The following is a 20,245-nucleotide window of genomic DNA, read 5'->3' on the forward strand; positions in this document are numbered from 1 at the left end:
CGAGCGTTCTGTGGGCGCTGCTGCGTGACGGACGGATCTTCACCTCCGCCCCACCAGTCACGCAGGCAGCTTGACTTCGTCATTGAGACTCCTGGTGACCGGTGTCGAGGCCATCATGGTAGGGCGAGCTCACCCCAGTGCCCCGTACGAGTTGCTTCACTCGATCGGGGTCGCCACTTCGTCCGTAGCCCGGCCGGGCGCACCGTGCTCCGCAGCGGAGCAGCCTGTCAGGCCGATTGTTGGACGTGGGCCAGGTGGTCCGCGCGACGGTGGTGGGCCGGCGACAGTACGTCCACACCCGCCCCGGCTCCCTTCCCGGGCGTAGCGTCCCACCTGCGGAGCTTGTCAGCGACCTGCCTCAACAGCTCGTCGTGCGGAGCGGCGGCAACGTAGAAGAGCGACTCGTCCACGTCACCGTCATCGCCACCCCAGCGCACGATGCCCTCGCAGTCGGCGAGGGTGTCGCGCGTTATCGGGCCGCAGGCGGCCGTGCCGAGGCGGCGTTCCGTCACTCCGTTCGCAGTCCGTCCGCTCGCATCATGCGCCACAGCGGCGGCAGGCTGACCAGCGTCACCAGGGCGATGACGCCCGCCCCGACGCCGACCATGGGCGCCATGGATGACCAATCGCGAACCGAGCGGTCCACCATCTTCAGCAGAATGACACCGAGCGTCACGCCGCCCGCTAGGGAGACCGCTAGGCCGATGACCATCGGGATGGCCGTCTGCCACAGGATCGAGTAGGCGAGCGTGGAGCGGCGCGTGCCGAAGGCGACGAGCACCGACAACAGCCGTTTGCGGTCCCGGAGCTGTTCGAGCTGGGTGACGATCATGGATACCCCGATGAGCAAGAGCGTCGCTGTTGCCCCGACGAACAGTCCGGTCTGGATGTCGTCGAAGCGGTCATCGCTCTCGATGTCGGAGTACGCCATCACGCTGCTGGTGGGGTCGATACGCATCGCGGTGTTGCGTATCTGCTCCATCGCGTCCGGCTGCGCGGGGTCGAGCGACAGGCGCACCAGCAACCACGGGTAGCTGATGGTCGAGACCGGCACCGCCGATGGGGTGGCCATGATGCTCGAGAACCCATCGGCTGGTTCGTCCGCCTGGTCCTGCACGGTGCGGGCCGACGCCGGCACCGTCCACAGGTGCTCTTTGGATGTCCCGTCCCCGTAACCGGGCGGTGTGAGGTCCACGCGTGCCCCGGCGGCGGCGAAGCTCTCCGGGTCCCTGTCGGCGCGGAGGAAGACGTCCCCTTCCTCGCACCGGTCGATGCGGGCCAGCGCCCGCAGGCTCTGGCAGTCACCGATGACGAGCTGATCGGTGGCCCCGTCGTCGCGGCTGCGATCGGCGCCGGGCTTGCCGACTGAGGTCTGGATATTGCCCACCGCGTTCTGGGCGCCCGGCGTGCCGCGGATCGCGGAGATCATGCTGCGGGCATCCTCGGCGTCGTCAACGGTCCGCGACACGCCTACCTGTGGATCGGTGGCCTCGTGTCCTGGGGTTTGGACGAAGTCGTCCCTGACGCCGGCGAAGAGCATCTGGATGGCGACCGCTCCGGCGACCGCGACCGTGACGCCGCTTATCGTGCGGGCGGCCGTACCGCTGCTCAACTGGAGGCGTCGGGTGGCCAGTTGCCAGGACAGCGGGCCACCCTTGAAGCGGTTCACGAAGCCTTCGACCAACCACGGTAGGAGCGTCGTGACTCCTATCAACACCAGGACTGCGCCGGACGCCACCTGGTAGGTGTTGATGTCGCTGTCGTTCGCATAGCTGACGTCGCCGACCAACGGGAGGAGCAGCCCGAAGCCCAGTGCGGGCAGCACGATCCGCCACCACAGCCGGCGCCGCTTGGGAGCGCTGTGACGCATCACGCCGAGCGGTTCGATGGTGATGCCGCGCATCGCCAGCAAGGTGACCAGGACCGCGCAGGCCGGGACGGCTGCCGCGATCAGAGCGGTGAGCCCTGGGTGCGGTGCGATGTCGGCGGGGAAGACGTTGATGTCCCACACCGTGATCGAGCCGACGAACTCCCGTCCGACGAGGAAGATCCCAAAGCCGACGGCCAACCCGAGCAGCGCCCCGACCAGCGCCTCTCCGGCCGCTATCCGGTGGGTCATGGGGAGGTCCGCGCCGACCAACCGCAGGGCGGCCAGCCGCCGGTCGCGTTGTTCGCCGCCGAACCGCACCGCTGTGCCGACGAACACGGCCACCGGCATCAGCAGCACCACGCACACCATCACGATCAGCAGGATCAAGACGGCGCTCAGTGGTTCCGTGTCGATGCCGTCGCCGTAGTGGTCGATGCGCTCGGCGTGTGTGTCGGTGATCGTGTCGCTGCCCGCCACGTACAAGAGCTCGGCGGGGCCTCGCAGGCCCTCGTCGGCGATGGTGCCCACTATCCGGTAGTCAAGCCGTTCGCGCAGCAGCTTGTTGCCGTCTTGGCGCAGCAGGTCCTTCAGCGCGGGCGAGACGACCATTTCACCGGGCCCTGGCACGGCGGACACGCCGGGCGGCGCGGGTGCCTTGGGCCCGTCCGGGCGCACCACGCTGCCGATGATGTCGGCGTCGTGCCAGGTGGTGCTGGCATCGGCGTACAGAAAGGTGTGTGGCCCCGGCTTCATGTTGTCGCTGACGGTCACGGCCTTACGGGCCTCACTACGCTCTTCGCGGTTGCCCAGGACGCTGGGCACCGATGCGGCGAGCAGCAGCAGCGCCACACCGAGGCCGACGCCGACTGCGGTCAGCACTGTACGGGCCCAGCCCTGCCGCCCGCCGGTGACCGCGAACCGGGCGCCGAAGAGGAGATCGCGCGCCCAGGCGGCCGGAGCGGTGGTGGCGGTGGTGGCACGTGAGGTGGTTGCGGTGTGCGTGGCGGCTGTGGCACGCGTGGTGGTGGCGGCACCCGAAGCGTCTGTGGTGCCCGTGCCTGTGCCCGTGCCTGCGCCTGTGGTGCTCGTTGTGCCTGCGGTGTCTGTGGTGTCGGTGGCACCTGTGGCGTCTGGGGTACCGGTAAGGGCCACGGCTGTGGTGGCGCGCGGGGAGTCGCCCTTGCGGTCGGGCGGTGTCATAGGACGCCTGCCATGTCCCGGGCCTTGCCGTCCCGTACGACGACCTCGCGGTCGGAGTAGGCGGCCACTCGCGCCTCGTGGGTCACCAACACCACGGCGGCCCTGGTGTCCCGAGCGGCGTCCGTGAGCAACTGCATGACCCGTTCGCCATTGAGGGAGTCGAGCGCGCCGGTCGGCTCGTCCGCGAACAGCACCCGGGGCCGGGTGACCAGCGAGCGCGCCACGGCGACCCGCTGCCCCTGGCCGCCGGACACCTCGCCGGGGCGCTTGCCCCGTACGTCATCGACCTCAAGCCGCTCCAGCCACTCCGCGGCCTGGGCCTCGGCAGGCTTGCGGCCGGTGCCGCAAAGGCGCAGCGGCAGCGCCACATTCTCCAGGCAGGTCAACTCCGGTACGAGCTGGCCGAACTGGAACACGAACCCGAACTCGCTCCGGCGCAGCGCACTGCGCCCCCGGTCCGGCAGCGATGACAGCTCGCGACCGTTGTAGCGGACGCTCCCGGAGTCGGGCTGGACGATTCCGGCCAGACAGTGCAGCAGCGTGGACTTGCCCGAGCCTGACGGGCCCATGACCGCGACCACCTCGGCAGGGTGGATGGAGAAGTCCGCGCCGTCGAGGGCCGGGGTCGGGCCGTAGGACTTGCGCAGTGCTGAGCCGATGAGCAGAGAGCCGGCGGGGGTCACGCGCGCACCGCCTTGTCGAGTTGGTCGAGCCGGGCAGCGGTCAGTTCCAGCCACCGCAGATCCGCTTCGAGGTGGAACAGGGCGTGGTCGCAGATGAGTTGGTCCGCGAGGTCGCCGCCGCGCTTGCGCTGGGTCAACTCGCGCATCAGCCGCAGATGCTCGGCGCGCTGTGTGTCGAGTAGGTCGGCCGCGTTGCGGCCGGTGAGCAGCGCGAGGACGACCTTGGTGTAAAGGGTGGATTGCAGGTACGGATCGGGCTTCTCGGGCTGGGCGAGCCACTGTCCGACGTCGGTGATCCCGGCGTCGGTGATGGCGTATCGCTTGCGCTCGGGCCCGCCTCCCGTCTCCACGCCATCGACCTCCACCAAGCCGTTCTTCAGCAGCCGGGACATGGTCGAGTACACCTGGCCGTAGTGCAGGGGCCGGTCCTGCCCGAAGCGTTCGTCGAAGGCTCGCTTCAGGTCGTAGCCATGGCGGGGCCCGGATTCCAGGAGCCCGAGAAGGGTGTGACCGATTGACATGCGAAGAACTCTACATCATGTGTATACGTACCGTGTATACGTCCTGTGTATAGATGTTGTGTATGGCGCATCGCCGCAGGTGAGAGGTGTTGTCGGGGTATTGGGTTGGGGTGGTGCGAGTGTTGCAAGTGTTGCAAGTGTTGCAAGTGTTGCGGGTGTGCTGTGTGCGTACGTGCCGCGCGGGCTACGGGGCGCTGGCCGCACCGGGCGAAGTGCCAGCTGCGCCGGGGCTGGTCGCCCCTGTGGCGTCTTCGGCGGCCCCCTTTGTAGCGCCTTGCCTCTCGCTGGCAGCGGGCCGCCGGTCGGTGCCGGCAGCCTGCCCCTCGCCGGCAGCCGGGGCCTCCTCGCCGGCCGGCCCTTCGCAGGCGCCCGCCGAATGCCCTCCGGTCTCGTCCGGAAGTCCGGCGGCCTTTGCCGCAGGCTCGTCGATTGCCGCCTTCGGGGGGCGCCCGCGGCGGGGGATCGCGCCGACGTCTCCCGGCAGTCGTCCTGCCTCCGCTAGCGCGCGGCGCAGCAGGAACTCGATCTGGGCGTTGGCGCTGCGTAGCTCGTCATGTGCCCAGCGGGTCAGCGCATCGTGCACAGCCGGATCGAGCCGCAGCAGCGTCTGCTTGCGCTGCCGCGGCATCCGCTTCGGGCGCTCCTCGGTCACTGGTAGAGAGATCCTGTGTTCAAGACCGGCTGCGGGGAGCGGTCGCCGCACAGCACAACCATCAGGTTGCTGACCATTGCGGCCTTGCGCTCCGCATCCAGTTCGACGATGTTCCGCGCGGCGATGCGATCAAGCGCGTCCTCGACCATGCCGACCGCGCCCTCCACGATCTGCTGGCGCGCGGCGACGACGGCGCCCGCCTGCTGGCGCTGGAGCATCGCGGAGGCGATCTCGGGCGCGTAGGCGAGGTGCGTGAAGCGGGACTCGATGATGTGCACGCCGGCCGCCTCGACGCGGGCGTGCAGTTCGACGGCGAGCTTCTCGGTGATCTCTTCGGCGTTGCCGCGCAGCGACAGGCCGTTCTCGTCGTGTGCGTCGTACGGGTACTCGATGGCGATGTGCCGGACCGCGGCCTCGGTCTGGGTGGAGACGAATTCCAGGAAGTCATCCACCTCGAACATGGCCTGGGCGGTGTCCTCGACCCGCCAGACCACCACGGCGGCCAGTTCGATCGGGTTGCCGTAGGCGTCGTTGACCTTGAGCACGGCGGTCTCGTGGTTACGGACCCGGGTGGAGATCTTCTCCCGGCTGGTGAACGGGTTCACCCAGCGCAGCCCGTCCGTGCGAATGGTGCCCCGGTAGCGGCCGAAGAGTTGGACGACGCGGGCTTCACCGGGCGCGACCATGTTCAGTCCGCACATGGCGAGGAAGGCGGCGACGGCCAGCAGCGGACCGATGATGATGAGCGGCACCCCGGCCGCCGCCGACCCATGGTTGGCCAGCGCGATGCCGGCGATGAGCGCGGCGATGCCGGCGAACAGGCCCAGCAGCCCGCACAGCAGGGCGAGCCCGCCGCTGACGCTGTGCGCGGCGAACTCCCTGACCCGGGGCTCGGGCATCGCGGGGACGTCGGCCTCGCCTGCTGGGGCGGGATTCGCCGTGGCGGGAACGTGTCGAGTGGTGTCGGGCATGAGGCTCCCCCGTATCTGAGGACGGATCGGACGCGCACCCGGTGGCGGGCCTTCGCGCAGGTGGGCGCCATGTGTTGCCGTGGTGTCCGGGTGAGGTCCGGTCGTGCTTCCGGTAGCTGGTGCGTAGTGGTGAGGCGATCATCCTAACCTATCAAAGTGCTAGCACATTAACGCGTCGGGCAACCTTCCGCACCTTTCGTCGGTCGGTTCCATGGGAACTCGCTTGGAAGTCGCATGGAACTCGCATAGAGAAGGTGCTGATTGTCACGCCCGGTTTAGCTTGATCGATGGGCTTTTGCCGCTAGTTGCGGTGTTAGCTTCGTGAGCTGGCTGGGGGCGGACGACGGGAGCGGGCGGGAGAGATGGGCCGAGCGGAGGACAGGCGGGCGCGCCAGAAGAGTGGCCGCCGCAGGAGGGTGAAGCCGGCCGACGCGGCGGCATCGGACGGCGCGACCGGCCCGATATCGAGCGACGCACCCGGAGCGATACCGGGCGACCGGCCCGGCAGAGCGGCCAGAGCGCAGCAACCCGGGCCGGTACAGCAGACACAGCCGGCCGAGGGTGCTAGAGGTGCTCAGCGCGCCAAGAGCGGCAAGGGCGCCAAGGGCGGCAAGGGCGCCAAGGGCGGCAAGAGCGCCAAGGGCGCCAAGGGCGCCAAGAAGACGGGCCTGCGCCGCTTCTTCACCTGGAAAAAGCTGCTCGCCTACTTCTTTGGGCTGATCGCCCTGGGCATCGGTGCCTTCGCCGTTCTCTACGCCATCGTGGACGTCCCCTCGGGCAACGCCGCCGCCAAGGCACAGGGCAATGTCTACCGCTACAGCGATGGCACGGTCTTCGCCCGCACCGGCGACATCAACCGGGAGTCGGTCAAGCTGTCCAAGGTCCCCAAGGACGTGCAGCACACCTTCGTCGCCGCCGAGAACAAGAACTTCTACAGCGACTCCGGCGTGGACCTCAAGGGCACTACCCGGGGCATCGTCAATACCCTTCTCGGCCGCGGCAAGCAGGGTGGTTCGACCATCACCCAGCAGTACGTCAAGAACTACTACCTCACCCAGGACCAGACCGTCTCCCGCAAGGTCAAGGAGCTGGTCATCTCCCTGAAGGTGGACCGGCAAAAGTCCAAGGACCACATCCTTGAGGGGTACATCAACACCAGCTATTACGGGCGCGGCGCGTACGGCATCCAGGCCGCGGCCCGTGCGTACTACGGCAAGGAAGTCGAGCAGCTGACCGTCGAGGAGGGCGCCTACCTCGCGGCGCTGCTCCAGGCACCCAGCCAGTACGACTGGGCGGCAGCCGGCCCTGTGGGCAAGAAACTGGTCAAGCAGCGGTGGAACTACGTACTCGACAACATGGTCGAAAAGGATTGGTTGGACTCCGGCGCACGCGAGGCCATGAAGTTCCCCGTGCCACGCCCGCCGAAGGCGGTGGCGGGGCTCGATGGGCAGCGCGGCTACCTGGTGAAGCTGGCCGAGCAGGAGTTGATCCGGGGGGGCGTGAACGAGCAGGACCTCGTTGCCGCCGGTGGCTGGGACATCACGCTCAACATCGACCGGAACAAGCAGCGCGCGCTGGAGAAGTCCGTCACCTCCGAACTCCGCAGTGACCTCGACCCGAAGGCGCGCCCCGTAGACGCGCGGGCGCAGGCGGGCGCTGTCTCGGTGGACCCCAAGAACGGCCATATCCTCGCCCTCTACGGGGGCGAGGACTACACCAAGCACTACGTCAACAACGCCACCCGCGAGGACTACCAGCCCGCCTCCACCTTCAAGCCGCTGATCCTCGCCTCCGCGTACGAAAACGGTGCCGAGACTCGGGAGGGCCTGCCGATCCGGCCGAACACGATCTACGACGGCACCAGCAAGCGGCCGGTCAAGGGCAGCGACACCGCGTTCGCGCCGCCCAACGAGGACGACAAGAGTTATGGCCCGATCAGCGTGCAGCAGGCCATGAACAAGTCCGTCAACTCCGTCTTCGCGCAGATGGCGATCGATGTGGGGCTCGACGACGTCAAGCAGACCGCGATCGATCTGGGCATGAACGCCAAGGCGGGCGGCTTCGAGGAACGGCCTGCGATGTCCCTCGGCGTGATGGGCGCGAGCCCCCTGGACATGGCCGGGGTGTACGCGACGCTGGACAACCACGGCAAAAAGGTCACGCCGTCGATCGTGAAGTCGGCGGAGAAGCGGGACGACAAGGCCGGCCTGCCGGACGCGGTGGGCGACGAGGTCGTCAGCCGCAGCACCGCCGACTCCGTCACCTCCGTCCTGACCGGCGTGGTGGACGACGGCACCGGCTCGGCGGTACGCACCGAGGGCCAAGCCGTAGCGGGCAAGACCGGCACGTCCGACGACAACAAGTCGGCTTGGTTTGTGGGCTACACACCCGACCTGGTGACGGCCGTGGGCTTGTTCGGCGAGGCCGACAAGACCCAGGGCAAGATCAAGCAAGGCGAGCAGGTTTCGCTGCGCGGCACGGGCGGTGGCGGCCGGGTCAACGGCGGTGAGTACCCGGCGGAGATCTGGGCCGCGTACACCAAGGCGGCGCTCAAGGGGCAGGGTTCCTCATCGTTCGACCTCGATGCGGACCTGGGCCCGGCCGCCCTTCCGACCCGCGAGGCCACCACGCCGCCGCCGGTCACCACCGAGCCCGAGCCCGAGCCGACAACCACCAGGCCGTCCCCGGACCCCGACCCGACCACCACAAAGCCCGAGCCGGACCCGACCACCACGAGCCCGTCAACCGACCCGTCCCCGGACCCGACCACGTCTTCACCCGACCCGTCCCCGGACCCGACGACCTCTTCGCCCGACCCCGACCCGGACCCTACGGACGACCCGACACTCCTGCCCCGACACGGAAAGTCAGGGCTCCTGCCCTGGCCCGGAACGCCGGGCCGCGAAAAGCCGTAACGAGTCCTGCGCCCGAGCCGCTGCCGACCCGCGGTTGAGCGGGCGCCGGCTCACTGGTGGCCGCGCCGGCCAGCGGTGACCCTCGGGTGCAGGTGCACCTCACACCTTGCTATCCGGAGTGGGCCGGACCACGGGTGGGATGGCCAGTTCGAACCACACCACCTTTCCCGTGCTCAGGCGTGTCGCGCCCCAGCGTCTCGCCAAGCGGTTGACCAGGTAGAGGCCGCGACCGCCCTCGTCGGACGGGCGGGCCTGGCGCAGGCGGGGGAGTTGCGGGACGTCGTCGCCTACCTCGCAGCGCAGCACGTCCGTCCGCAGCAGCCGCAGGGTGATCGGCCGCTCGGCGTACCGCACGGCATTGGTGACCACCTCGGATACCAGCAGCTCCACCGAGTCGGTCAACTCCTCCAAATCCCAGCGCGAGAGCGCACGCCGGGCCAGCCTGCGGGCCTGCCCGGCGGTCTGCGCCTTGGGATCGAGGAACCAGTACGCGACGTCGCTGGGTGCGATGCCCTCGAACCGCGCGGCGAGCAGCGCGACATCGTCGTCCCGGTCGCCCGGGCCGAGCATGTCAAGGACCTCGTCGCACAGCGCCTCAAGAGGCGGCGGATTGGGGCCGGTCAGCCGGGCCGTCTCGGTCAGCCGCTCGCGAAGCTGGTTGATGCCGGTCCATACGTCCCGGATGCGCGACTCCACCAGACCATCGGTGTAGAGCATGAGCGTCGCGCCCGCGGGGGCGTCCAGCTCAACGGCCTCGAAGTCCACGCCACCGACCCCGATCGGCGCCCCGGGCGGCACCCGAAGCACCTCGGCCCGGCCGCCCCGGTGCAGCAGGAGTGGCGGCGGATGCCCGGCGTTGGCGATCACGATGCGGTGCGCGACCGGGTCGTAGACCGCGTACAAGCAGGTGGCCATCCGGTCCGTGCCGAGCCGTTGGGCCTGCTCGTCGAGGTGGTGCAGCACCTCCTGCGGTGGCAGGTCGAGCCCGGCCAACGTCTGTGCCGTCGTACGGAGCTGCCCCATGATCGCGGCGGAGGTCATGGAGTGGCCCATGACGTCGCCGACGACCAGCGCGACGCGGTTGCCTGGCAGCGGGATCGCGTCGTACCAGTCGCCGCCGACCCGTGCGCTCTCGGCGGCGGGCAGATAGCGGCTGGCGAGCCGTACCCCGGTGGGCTGGGGGAGCGAGTCGGGCAGCATCGTGCGCTGCAACTCGTCGGCGATGTACACCTCGCGCCCGTACAGCACGGCCTTGTCCACGCCCAGCGCGGTGTGCGTCGCGAGTTGAGCGGCGACGAGTAGATCGTCCCGCTCGAAGGGAGGTCGGTCGGGGCGGCGGATGAAGACGGCGGCACCGGTCACCCGGCGGCGACCGCGCAGCGGCGCGAGGATGGAACGTTGCCCCATCGCCACCGTGCGGCCTTCGCCGAGGAGTTCGGGCAGCGCGGCCCGGGCCGCGGCCGAGTCGCCGAAGACCGGGCGCACCCCGCGCAGCACCTCAGCGAGCGGCCCACCGGAATGCACCTCGCACAGATCGGCCGCGGGCCCGCCGCCGAGCGCCGGGGACAGGTCGGGGCCCGATGGCAGTAGCGGCAGCCGGGTCTCGGTGTCGGCCTCCTCCGGAATGCGGTCGGTGCGGCGCAGCCGCAGCATCACCGGGTCCACCGGGCGCTCGTCACCGACCGGTAGCGGGTCTCGCAGGTAGACCAGGATGGCGTCCGCGAAGGTGGGCACGGTGGCCCGGCACAGCCCAAGGACGATCTCGTCGAGGTCGATGCCGCGCGCGATGCGGCGGGTCGCCGCGCCGACGTAGCGCAGCCGCTCACCGGCGCGCGCCGCGAGGGCGATTGCCTCGGCTTCGGACGGTGCGGTGGCGGGGAGCGGGGTGGCCGGCGCCGTGGTGGGCTGCTGCGCCGTGGAGGACCGCTGCGCCGTGGTGGGCTGCTGCGACACAGCGTCGGCCGGTACGGGCCGCTGCGTGGCGGAGGCGTCGGCGGGCCGACCCAGCGGGGCCGGCAGACCGGTCGCCGGCAGCTCGGAGGGGTGTGGCTCGGCCTCGTGTCCGGTGGGGCGCGGCCGATGGTCTGGCCCGGGCTCTGGTGCGGCGGCCGGGCCGGGGCCCTGTCGCAGATCGGTACGCGGGTCGGGGACCGCGCCGTGCGCGTCCTCGGGCATGGCCGCGCCCGAGGCGGCCGGGGGTGCGGCAGCCTGCCTGCGGTCGTGGGAGGTGGGATGCTCCGTCACGCGTGGGTTTCCATCCGTCCGGGGCTGTGCGCCCGCGTCGGTCGGGCGCACCGATATCAGGCGCGTCGTCGGCAGTGCAGGAAGAGCTGGAGCTCTGGTGGCACGTCCGTGCTGGCTGGGGCGTACGCGTGCGACTCCTCCTTAGCGACGTCGAAGCCCGCGTCGTGCACGACCTGGTGTAGTTCGTCCCGTAGGTAGCCGGATACCCGGATCGAGTTGCCGAGGAACGGAATCGCAAAGTCGTCCACATCCGCCTCCACCATGGACAAGACCAACAGGCCCTGTGGCTTCAGCATCCCGTACAGCGTGCGCAGCGCGTGCGGAATCTCCGCGCGTGGCAGCATCAGCAGCGAGAAGAACGCGCTAGCGCCGTCGAATCGCCCCAGGTCACGCGGTCCGCCGGGGCCGTAGGGCGCGCCGGACTGCAATTGGGCGATGTCAACGAGGTGGAAGCTTGCGCCGGGCACGTTTTCGCGGGCGAGCTTGAGCATGACGGGCGAGATGTCTATGCCGATCACCTCGTGCCCCGCGTCGCTGAGTTGGCGCGCGGTGGGTAGCCCGGTGCCGCTGCCGACGTCGAGCACCCGCGCTCCCGCGGGCAGCGCATCGACCATCCACTGGCCGGATTGGAGCTGCCCCTCCTTGTGGGGGAACGCTTCGTCGTACCGGTCACCGATCGCGTCGAACGCCTCTGCTTGTCCGCTGCGATCGATCTCTAACCGGCTGTACCCCTTGTGCCCGTGGTAGTCGGCACCGCTCACGACATCGCCCTTCTGTGACCGCACGTCAAAATTCTTATCGTGTTCGTGAGTTGCGTTTGTTTGATTTCCTGCCGGAGCAGAGTTACGGAGGACGATCCTACGTTTGAAGCCCAGGTCCACATCAAGAGGCTTGTGACCTTGGGTGGGCCAGTGTGCGGTGCCAGTCCGCTGGAAGGGCGGGTACCGGCCATGTCGGGTTCGGCCGCCAGTTCTCCCAACCCTCCCGGAATGGAGCCCCCCAAGAGGTGATGAGGTCGATGGCGGCGCGGCCGGCGGCCCGTACTCGCCCCGCCTGGTGCGGGGGCATCAAGCCCGCGCGCTGTGCCTGCGCGAACTCGTCCTCGTCCTTCCAGTCCCAGCTCCGGTCCGGGTAGACCGCGATGTCCAGGAAGTGGTCCTGCGAGTCGATGCCTCCGCCCCAACGGACGCGTGGCTCCTCCAGGTTCACGTACCAGTTCCGGAACCGCCAGCCGTCGTCCCAAAACAGCCATACCGACCACGGTTCTCCGGGGCTGGCCAACTTGAGCACTCCGGTACCCAGCCAGCGGCAGCGGGCGATGGTGCGCGGCTTGGTGTAGCGGGTGGTGAGGGGCTCCAGATGGACTTCTGTGCCATCGGCCATGCGCGGCTTGACGCACAGGGTGTCGGCGGCGAGCCAGACGGCCAGCAGGTCATCGGTGTCCTGGACGACGGTCACCGGGCGGCAGATATGGATGCCGTCGTGGCCATTGGCCCGGTAGCGCCACAGGATCTGCGCTCCCGGCACCCAGTGGGCGGCGCCGGTCGCGCCCCTCGTCTCCACCATGTCCGCTGTCATGAGCAGATCTTAGGCGCGGCAAGGCCGAAGCGCCGTGATGAATCCCATTTCCTGGAGGCTCTGGGCAACGCTCATGGGCCTGGCCGGCAAACGGCCGGGGAACGGTCGCTGCACTAGGCCGGGGCGCGACCCGGAAAGGCGTGCGGACCTGGCCGGAACCGCGGGCGCGACCCGCTCTCGGTGACGGACGCACCGTCACCCGTGAGCCCCGCCCCGGGACCAGGCTGATGGCGGGCCCGGGGCGCGCGTCTAGGGGGGGTATAGGGGTACGGGAAATAGGGGTACGTATAGGGGTTCTAGGGGTGGGTCATCCGCAGTACGTCGAGCGCTTCGTCCAGCTGTTCCAACGTCAGGTCACCGCGCTCCACATAGCCGGACTCCAATACCACCTGACGGATGGTCTTACGCTCGGCCAGCGACCGCTTGACGACCTTCGCGGCCTCCTCGTAGCCGATGTACCGGTTGAGCGGGGTGACCACGGACGGCGAGGACTCCGCGTACTCCCTGGCCCGCTCGGCGTCGGCGGTGATGCCGTCGATGGTGCGGTCCGCGAGGAGCCGGGCGGCGTTGCTGAGCAGCCGGATGGATTCCAGCAGGTTCTTGGCGATCACCGGCAGCATCACGTTGAGCTCGAAGTTGCCCGCGGCGCCCGCCGTGGCCACCGTTGTGTCATTGCCCGTGACCTGGGCGGCGACCATCAGCACGGCCTCCGGGATCACCGGATTCACCTTGCCCGGCATGATCGAGGAGCCGGGCTGAAGGTCGGGCAGCGCGATCTCGGCCAGCCCGGTACGCGGGCCGGAGGCCATCCAGCGCAGGTCGTTACAGATCTTGGTGAGGCCGACCGCGATGGTACGGAGCTGGCCGGAGGTCTCCACCAGGCCATCGCGCGCGCCCTGCGCCTCGAAGTGGTTCCTGGCCTCGGTCAGGGGCAGCCCGGTGGCTTCGGCGATCTCGGCGATGACGGCGGCCGAGAAGCCGGGCGGGGTGTTGATGCCGGTGCCCACGGCGGTGCCACCCAGCGGCAGTTCGGCCAGTCGCGGCAGCGCGCTGCGCAGCCGCTCCACGCCGTAGCGCACCTGTGCCGCGTAGCCGCCGAACTCCTGGCCGAGCGTCACAGGGGTCGCGTCCATCAGATGCGTCCGCCCGGACTTCACCACCTCGGCGAACTCCTCCGCCTTGCGCTCCAGCGCCTCAGCAAGGTGATCGAGCGCCGGGATCAGGTCAGCGGTGACGGCCGCGGTGGCCGCGATGTGGATCGAGGACGGGAAGACGTCGTTGGACGACTGGCTGGCGTTGACGTGGTCATTGGGGTGTACGGGGCGGCCGAGGCGCTCGCTAGCCAGTGTGGCGATGACCTCGTTGGTGTTCATGTTGGACGAGGTGCCCGACCCGGTCTGGAACACATCGACGGGGAAGTGGTCGTCCCACTGCCCGCCGGCGACCTCGGCCGCCGCCGAGGCAATGGCCTGTGCGATGTCCTTCTCGATCACCGAAAGCCCGGCGTTGACCGTGGCCGCCGCTGCCTTGATCTGGGCGAGCGCCTGGATATGCGCCCGTTCGAGCCGCTGCCCCGACAGGGGGAAGTTTTCCACCGCACGCTGGGTTTGCGCCCGCCACTTGGCGTCCACCGGAACCCGTACCTCACCCATCGAGTCGTGCTCGACCCGGTAGTGCTTGTCACTCATCGTTGACCCACCTCCTACCAAGCCCAGCGCTCGTCCGGTGCCGGGTGTTCCCCAGCGACCTTACCTGTCTGTACATACCGCAGGTAACGCCTGAATCGGCAGGTCAGAGGGCAGTGTGATGGCCAGTGTGATGGCCGGCCCCGCGGCCGGCCGGCCGTGCGCCCCGCTGCCTGGCCGTGCGCCCCGCCGCCTGGCCGGGCGGCTGAGCGAACGGGTCGCTCGGCAGCCAGGCGGCTAGGGGCAGACGGCCACGAGGCCAGGAGGTTTCGAGAGCTGGAGCTAGCAGTGGGCCGTGGGGCTCACGCCCCCTGACGGACCGGGATGGTGGTGACCAGCGGCTGCGTCGGCGACGGGTCGGTGAAGAAGTCGTTGCCCTTGTCGTCCACCACGATGAACGCGGGGAAGTCCTCGACCTCGATCCTCCACACGGCCTCCATGCCCAACTCCTCGTACTCCAGGACCTCCACCTTCTTGATGCAGTCCTGGGCGAGGCGGGCGGCAGGGCCGCCAATGGAACCGAGGTAGAAACCGCCGTGCGCCGCGCAGGCGGAGGTGACCTGTTGGGAGCGGTTGCCCTTAGCAAGCATCACCTTGGAGCCGCCCGCCGCCTGGAATTGGTCCACATACGCGTCCATCCGGCCCGCCGTCGTGGGCCCGAAGGACCCGGACGCGTACCCCTCGGGGGTCTTGGCCGGGCCCGCGTAGTAGACCGGGTGGTTCCTCAGGTACGCGGGCATCTCCTCGCCCGCGTCGAGCCGCTCCTTGATCTTCGCGTGCGCGATATCGCGGGCGACGACCAGCGTGCCGGTGAGCGAGAGGCGGGTCTTGACCGGGTGCTTGGTCAGCTCGGCCACGATGGCGTCCATCGGCTGGTCGAGGTCGATGGCCACCGCGTCCAGGTCAGGACCCGCGCCCTTGGTCAGCTCCTCGGCGGTGGTCTCCGGCAGGAAGCGGGCCGGGTCGGTCTCCAGTTGTTCCAGGAAGACGCCCTCGGCGGTGATCTTCGCGACGGCCTGCCGGTCGGCCGAGCAGGACACGGCGATGGCGACCGGGCAGGACGCGCCGTGCCGCGGGAGGCGGACCACACGCACGTCGTGGCAGAAGTACTTGCCGCCGAACTGGGCGCCGATGCCGATCTTCTGGGTCAGCTCGAAGACCTTGTCCTCAAGCTCCTTGTCCCGAAAGCCGTGCCCGGCTGGGGAGCCCTCGGCGGGCAGCTCGTCGAGGTAGTGCGCGGATGCGTACTTGGCGGTCTTGAGCGCGTATTCCGCGCTGGTGCCGCCGACGACGATCGCCAGGTGGTACGGCGGACAGGCGGCCGTGCCCAGCGAACGGATCTTCTCCTCCAGGAACTTCATCATGGATGCCTCGTTCAGCACCGCCTTCGTCTCCTGGTAGAGGAAGGACTTATTGGCCGAGCCGCCGCCCTTGGCCATGAACAAGAACTTGTACGCGTCGCCGTCCGTCGCGTACAGCTCGATCTGCGCCGGCAGGTTGGAGCCGGTGTTCTTCTCGTCCCACATGGTCAGCGGGGCTAGCTGCGAATAGCGCAGGTTGAGCTGGGTGTACGCGTCGTAAATGCCGCGCGACAGGGCCTCCTCGTCGCCGCCGGAGGTCAGCACCTGCTGGCCGCGCTTGCCCATCACGATCGCGGTGCCGGTGTCCTGGCACATCGGCAGCACGCCAGCCGCCGCGATGTTGGCGTTCTTCAGCAGGTCGAGTGCCACGAATCGGTCGTTGGCGCTGGCCTGCGGGTCGTCCAGGATGCGGCGGAGCTGGGTGAGGTGGGCCGGGCGCAGATAGTGCGAGATGTCGTGCATCGCCTCGGCCGCCAGCTTCCGCAGCGCCTGCGGCTCGACCCTGAGGAACGTCCGCCCATCAGCTTCGAAGGTGCTGACTCCCTCGGCGGTGACCAGCCGGTACGGGGTGGCGTCCGGGCCTACGGGCAGCAGATCCGTGTACACGAACTCAGGCATCGGGGCCAATCCTCACTGCGGTCTGTCGCTAACGTCGATGGCAGGCGCATCCCGAGCAGAAGCGGGGGAGCGCCCACCAGAGTAGAACGGCGCTCCGACAACGCGGCGATGAGGTCACACTCAACTGACCCTCTATCGCGATCTATCGCGTTTCGCTACGCTGAGGTCGTGGACGAACAGCAGCCGGTGCCTTTGACGAAGTCCAAGACCGCCACCCCCGCGCCCGTGGCCCTGCCGAGTGGAGCTATCCGCGCCTCTGACGCGGACCGCGACCGCGTGGCCGATGTCCTGCGCGAGGCCCTCGCCGAGGGGCGGCTGACCGCGGAGGAGCACGCCGAGCGGATCAGTGGGGTGTACGAGGCGAAGACGCGCGGTGAACTTGAGCCGTTCGTGCGCGATCTGCCGAGTGCGGGCGCCTCGCCGAGCCAGTCGGGCACCGCGCGCCCCCTGTCCGCAGGCATCCCGCAACTGCCCCCCGAGCGCAGCACCATCACCGACAACCTGATCGCGGTCTTCGGCGGCGCCAGCCGCCGAGGACGCTGGCGCGTGGGCGGCAGGACGAATGCGTTCGCGCTGTTCGGCGGCGTGGACATCGACCTGACCGAGGCGGTCTTCGAGCAGCAGGAGATCGTCATCAGCGTCACCGCGATCTTCGGCGGTGTGGATATCCGGGTCCCGGAGAACGTCACGCTGCGCAGCGCCGGCACGGGCATCTTCGGAGGCTTCGACGTGGCGGACACGGAGGCGGCCGACCCGGCGGCGCCGGTGGTGGTCGTCAGTGGTTTGGCCCTTTTCGGCGGTGTGGAGGCCAAGACAAAGCGCGGAAAGCGGGTACGGAACCTCAACGCGTAACCCCCGCCGAAACCCCACAGCGCGGCCCACCGAAACCACACAGCACGGCCCATCAAAAACGCACAGCTCCGCGCACCGGCCGAAACGCCAACCTGACACGCGGAGCAACCGTGTGCATAAGCACCCGCACAGCGGGTAAAGCTTGGAGCATCGTCTCTCGTACGGCTGCGGGCGCGAAAAGTCGTGCGCAGCGAGGCGGGCAAGGGTGACCCAACCGGAGCCGTCGTCAGGAGTAGACCGTGCTGCAACCGCATCACCCCCTGCAGGACGCCGCCGTGCCCCCGCAGCGTGACCACGCTCGCGAGCAGGCCGGTCCCTGGCACGCCGAGGCGGTGTGCCGCCGCGATGAAGCCGGGCTCTTCTTCGCCCCCTCCAAGGAGCCAACCGCTGCCCGGCTATCCCGGGAAGAGGCCGCCAAGCGGGTCTGTGCGCGGTGCCCAGTCATGGTGGAGTGCCGAGAGCACGCGCTGGTCCAACCGGAACCGTACGGGGTGTGGGGCGGCCTCACGGCGGCCGAGCGCCGCGTGGTCCTGGCGCGACGCAGGCGCCGCGAAGCGGAACTTCAGCGCGCGGTGCGGGTCGCGGCGGCGGGCTGACGCCGCAAGCCGCCTAGGCCCGCGAACCCGCCCAGACTCGCAAGCCTCACGCAGAACCCCAGGCATCACGTAGAACCCCAGGCCTCATCCAGACTCCCAAGCCTCACCCGTACCCCTCGCCTCATGTCCCGGTCTCACCCGCCGGGCATCCCGCCGCCCCGCGACCCATGCGGATCGCACGGCGGGGAAGCCGGGTCCGCCAGCAGCGGCGGGCCCGGCTCACGTACGCCCTACACGACTGGACGGCCGGTCGAAGTCGATGCGGGGCCGACTGGGGCCGGTTGTGTCCAGTTGTGTCTAGTTGTGTCCTGTCAGGGCCGGAAGGCGGCGTGGCGCGTACGTATGCCTGCTGCCTGCTGCGGGCGCCTCGTGCACCAGGCGTACGCGGGGCGCGCGGCGCGTTCTGTGGGTACGAACCTCGCGGTTACGCACTCGTGCGCGGGCCGCGTCCGCCGCTCAGCGCGCGCGCTCGAAGTCCACTGATGCGTAGGCGCGCAGCTTGGACAGCCGGTGGGTGGAGTCGATTTGGCGGATGGTGCCCGATTTCGACCGCATAACCAGCGACTGGGTGGTCGCGGTCTCGGCCCGGTAGCGCACGCCGCGCAACAGGTCGCCATCCGTGATGCCGGTGGCCACGAAGAACACGTTGTCGCCGCTGACCAGGTCGTCGGTCTGCAACACCCGGTCCAGATCATGACCCGCGTCCAGGGCGCGCTGCTTCTCCGCATCGTCCTTCGGCCACAGCTTGGCCTGAATGGTGCCGCCCAGGCACTTGATCGCGCAGGCCGCGATGATCCCCTCCGGCGTGCCGCCGATGCCAAGGAGCAGGTCGACGCCGGTGCCTTCGCGTACGGCCATGATCGCGCCCGCTACGTCGCCGTCCGAGATGAACTTGATCCGGGCGCCCGCCTCCCTGACCTCCTTGACGATGCCGTCGTGGCGCGGTCGGTCCAGGATGACGACGGTGACGTCCTCGGAACTTGAGCGCTTGGCTTTGGCGATGCGCCGGATGTTCACGCCGACCGGCGCCGTGATGTCCACGAACTCGGCGGCCTCCGGGCCGGTCACGAGCTTGTCCATGTAAAAGACGGCCGACGGGTCGAACATCGAGCCGCGCTCGGCGACGGCGAGTACGGAGACGGCGTTGGCCATGCCCTTGGCGGTGAGCGTGGTGCCGTCCACCGGGTCCACGGCCACATCGCACTCCGCACCGGTCCCGTCGCCGACGCGCTCGCCGTTGAAGAGCATCGGCGCCTCGTCCTTCTCGCCTTCGCCGATGACGACGACACCGTTCATCGAAACGGTGTGCACGAGCGAACGCATGGCCTTTACGGCCGCGCCGTCCGCGCCGTTCTTATCGCCACGGCCGACCCAGCGGCCGGACGCCATGGCCCCGGCCTCGGTCACCCGGACCAACTCCAACGCCAGGTTGCGGTCGGGAGCCTCGGGGCTGACTTCGAGGGGGGATGGCAGATGATGCTCGGTCATCGGAGCGCACCTTTCTGTACGGCGACGGCCGTGGGACCCCTCCCGCCCGAAGCGGGGCAAGGAGGGCGAGGGTGATGATGACTTTATCGGTACGCCGCGAAAATGAGCAGAGGGCCCCACGCATGAGCGGCGTCACAGCGTGCTCGCGGTGCGACCGAGCGTCGGCACGGGCCCCTGGTCATGGCCGCCGGTGGGCGTAGGGGACGATAGAGACGTGGCTGGTATGCGTGGTGGGAATCAGACCGTAGTGAACATGGTGCTCTCGTTGGCGCTGGTCGGCATCGTGGCGGCGACCCTTTACGTCGTCATTCCGCACGATGAGGACAAGGACCCGATCAAGACGGTGAGCACCCGGGTCGAGATCGACATCGCCCGCCGCGCCGCGCCTTACGCGATCGCGGCGCCGGTCGGGCTGCCCCCGGGCTGGCGCGCGACCTCGGTAACCTACCGGGGCAAGTCGGACCATGGCGCCATATGGCACCTGGGCTACCTGACTCCGGGCAAGGAGTACGTGGGGGTCGAGCAGAGCGATACCGAACGGGTCAAGCAGTACGTGGCCGATGTCACCCACAAGGCCAAGCAGGCCGGTGCTCCGATCGAGGTCAAGGGCAAGAAGTGGACCCGGCACCAGGGCGAGAAGTACAACGCGTTGATCCGTGAAGAGCCCGGCGTGACGACCGTCGTCACCGGTACCGCGCCCGAGCAGGACCTGCTGCGGATGGTCCAGGCGTTGAAGGCGGAGAAGGCGGCGAGGCCCAGCTTCTCCCCGCAGCCTTCCGGCTCCCCGTGACCCTCCAGTTCGGCATAGCCCGCCAACTCGCCGCAGCTCCCGGCTCCCCGTAACCCGCCAGCTCCGCGACGGCTCGGCGGCCTAGCTGTCCGTAAGGACCGGCCGCCGGGATGAGCCCTCGGAAGGCCGCTTGGAACGCTCGGAAGGCTCCTCGGGTGTCCGCCTGGGAAGCCGACGCAACGCGCGCCCCCCAGCCGAGGGGCTGAGGGGCGCGAACCGTT

The 20,245-nt window shown here is 69.2% G+C and carries 15 protein-coding genes and 1 pseudogene; 4 read left to right on the forward strand and 12 right to left on the reverse strand.

Features of this window, described 5'->3' with window-relative positions:
- Positions 1–227: 227 nt before the first annotated feature.
- The 6 genes and pseudogenes from FHS42_RS34930 to FHS42_RS34955 all read right to left on the reverse strand — a co-directional run bounded on the left by FHS42_RS34930 (position 228) and on the right by FHS42_RS34955 (position 5,897).
- Complete coding sequence (locus FHS42_RS34930) at positions 228–512, reverse strand: hypothetical protein (RefSeq protein ID WP_184580195.1); 285 nt, start codon at positions 510–512, stop codon at positions 228–230.
- Complete coding sequence (locus tag FHS42_RS34935) at positions 509–3,070, reverse strand: FtsX-like permease family protein (protein WP_184580196.1); 2,562 nt, start codon at positions 3,068–3,070, stop codon at positions 509–511. The genes FHS42_RS34930 and FHS42_RS34935 overlap by 4 nt, the downstream gene beginning before the upstream one ends.
- The gene (locus FHS42_RS34940) at positions 3,067–3,753 is read right to left on the reverse strand and encodes an ABC transporter ATP-binding protein (RefSeq protein WP_184580198.1); all 687 of its coding nucleotides are present in this window, start codon (positions 3,751–3,753) and stop codon (positions 3,067–3,069) included. The genes FHS42_RS34935 and FHS42_RS34940 overlap by 4 nt, the downstream gene beginning before the upstream one ends.
- Positions 3,750–4,274 carry a PadR family transcriptional regulator gene (locus FHS42_RS34945; protein WP_184580200.1) on the reverse strand — a complete coding sequence of 175 codons (525 nt, stop codon included), beginning with the start codon at positions 4,272–4,274 and terminating at the stop codon, positions 3,750–3,752. Before FHS42_RS34945 ends, FHS42_RS34940 begins: the two co-directional genes overlap by 4 nt.
- A 412-nt stretch (positions 4,275–4,686) precedes the next feature.
- Positions 4,687–4,902 (reverse strand): annotated as a pseudogene (locus FHS42_RS34950) (type II toxin-antitoxin system antitoxin); the annotation flags it as partial.
- A 20-nt stretch (positions 4,903–4,922) separates the two neighbouring features.
- Positions 4,923–5,897 carry an SPFH domain-containing protein gene (locus tag FHS42_RS34955; RefSeq protein ID WP_184580202.1) on the reverse strand — a complete coding sequence of 325 codons (975 nt, stop codon included), beginning with the start codon at positions 5,895–5,897 and terminating at the stop codon, positions 4,923–4,925.
- A 362-nt stretch (positions 5,898–6,259) separates the two neighbouring features.
- Here FHS42_RS34955 and FHS42_RS34960 point away from each other — a divergent pair, with 362 nt between their 5' ends.
- Entirely contained in the window at positions 6,260–8,812 is a 2,553-nt protein-coding gene (locus tag FHS42_RS34960; RefSeq protein WP_184580204.1) for a transglycosylase domain-containing protein, read from the forward strand.
- A gap of 99 nt (positions 8,813–8,911) precedes the next feature.
- Here the strand turns inward: FHS42_RS34960 and FHS42_RS34965 are convergent, their stop codons facing one another.
- The 5 genes from FHS42_RS34965 to FHS42_RS34985 form a co-directional block, all read right to left on the reverse strand.
- The gene (locus FHS42_RS34965) at positions 8,912–11,056 is read right to left on the reverse strand and encodes a SpoIIE family protein phosphatase (protein WP_184580206.1); all 2,145 of its coding nucleotides are present in this window, start codon (positions 11,054–11,056) and stop codon (positions 8,912–8,914) included.
- Between the two features lie 56 nt (positions 11,057–11,112).
- Positions 11,113–11,817: a class I SAM-dependent DNA methyltransferase gene (locus FHS42_RS34970; protein WP_184580245.1), complete on the reverse strand. Its 705-nt coding sequence runs from the start codon at positions 11,815–11,817 to the stop codon at positions 11,113–11,115.
- A 121-nt stretch (positions 11,818–11,938) separates the two neighbouring features.
- On the reverse strand, positions 11,939–12,634 hold the full coding sequence (fomD, locus tag FHS42_RS34975) for a cytidylyl-2-hydroxypropylphosphonate hydrolase (RefSeq protein WP_184580208.1): 696 nt from the start codon (positions 12,632–12,634) through the stop codon (positions 11,939–11,941).
- A gap of 296 nt (positions 12,635–12,930) precedes the next feature.
- Positions 12,931–14,322 carry a class II fumarate hydratase gene (locus tag FHS42_RS34980; protein WP_184580210.1) on the reverse strand — a complete coding sequence of 464 codons (1,392 nt, stop codon included), beginning with the start codon at positions 14,320–14,322 and terminating at the stop codon, positions 12,931–12,933.
- Positions 14,323–14,621: 299 nt separating this feature from the next.
- A complete protein-coding gene (locus tag FHS42_RS34985) occupies positions 14,622–16,298 on the reverse strand; it encodes a fumarate hydratase (RefSeq protein ID WP_184580212.1) in 1,677 nt (558 codons plus the stop codon).
- A gap of 168 nt (positions 16,299–16,466) precedes the next feature.
- On the opposite strand from FHS42_RS34985, the gene FHS42_RS34990 reads away from it, so the two are divergent.
- Positions 16,467–17,150 carry a DUF1707 SHOCT-like domain-containing protein gene (locus FHS42_RS34990; RefSeq protein ID WP_312867167.1) on the forward strand — a complete coding sequence of 228 codons (684 nt, stop codon included), beginning with the start codon at positions 16,467–16,469 and terminating at the stop codon, positions 17,148–17,150.
- A gap of 239 nt (positions 17,151–17,389) precedes the next feature.
- Positions 17,390–17,746 (forward strand): WhiB family transcriptional regulator, encoded by a 357-nt coding sequence (locus FHS42_RS34995; RefSeq protein ID WP_184580216.1) that lies wholly within the window; start codon positions 17,390–17,392, stop codon positions 17,744–17,746.
- A 456-nt stretch (positions 17,747–18,202) separates the two neighbouring features.
- Here the strand turns inward: FHS42_RS34995 and glpX are convergent, their stop codons facing one another.
- Positions 18,203–19,234, reverse strand: coding sequence for a class II fructose-bisphosphatase (gene glpX / locus FHS42_RS35000; RefSeq protein ID WP_184580218.1), 1,032 nt, complete (start codon positions 19,232–19,234; stop codon positions 18,203–18,205).
- Positions 19,235–19,457: 223 nt separating this feature from the next.
- Between glpX and FHS42_RS35005 the strand changes: the two genes are divergently transcribed.
- Positions 19,458–20,024 (forward strand): DUF4245 domain-containing protein, encoded by a 567-nt coding sequence (locus tag FHS42_RS35005; RefSeq protein WP_184580247.1) that lies wholly within the window; start codon positions 19,458–19,460, stop codon positions 20,022–20,024.
- Positions 20,025–20,245: the final 221 nt, after the last annotated feature.

The sequence above is a fragment of the Streptomyces zagrosensis genome (assembly GCF_014203645.1).
GTDB lineage: Bacteria > Actinomycetota > Actinomycetes > Streptomycetales > Streptomycetaceae > Streptomyces > Streptomyces zagrosensis.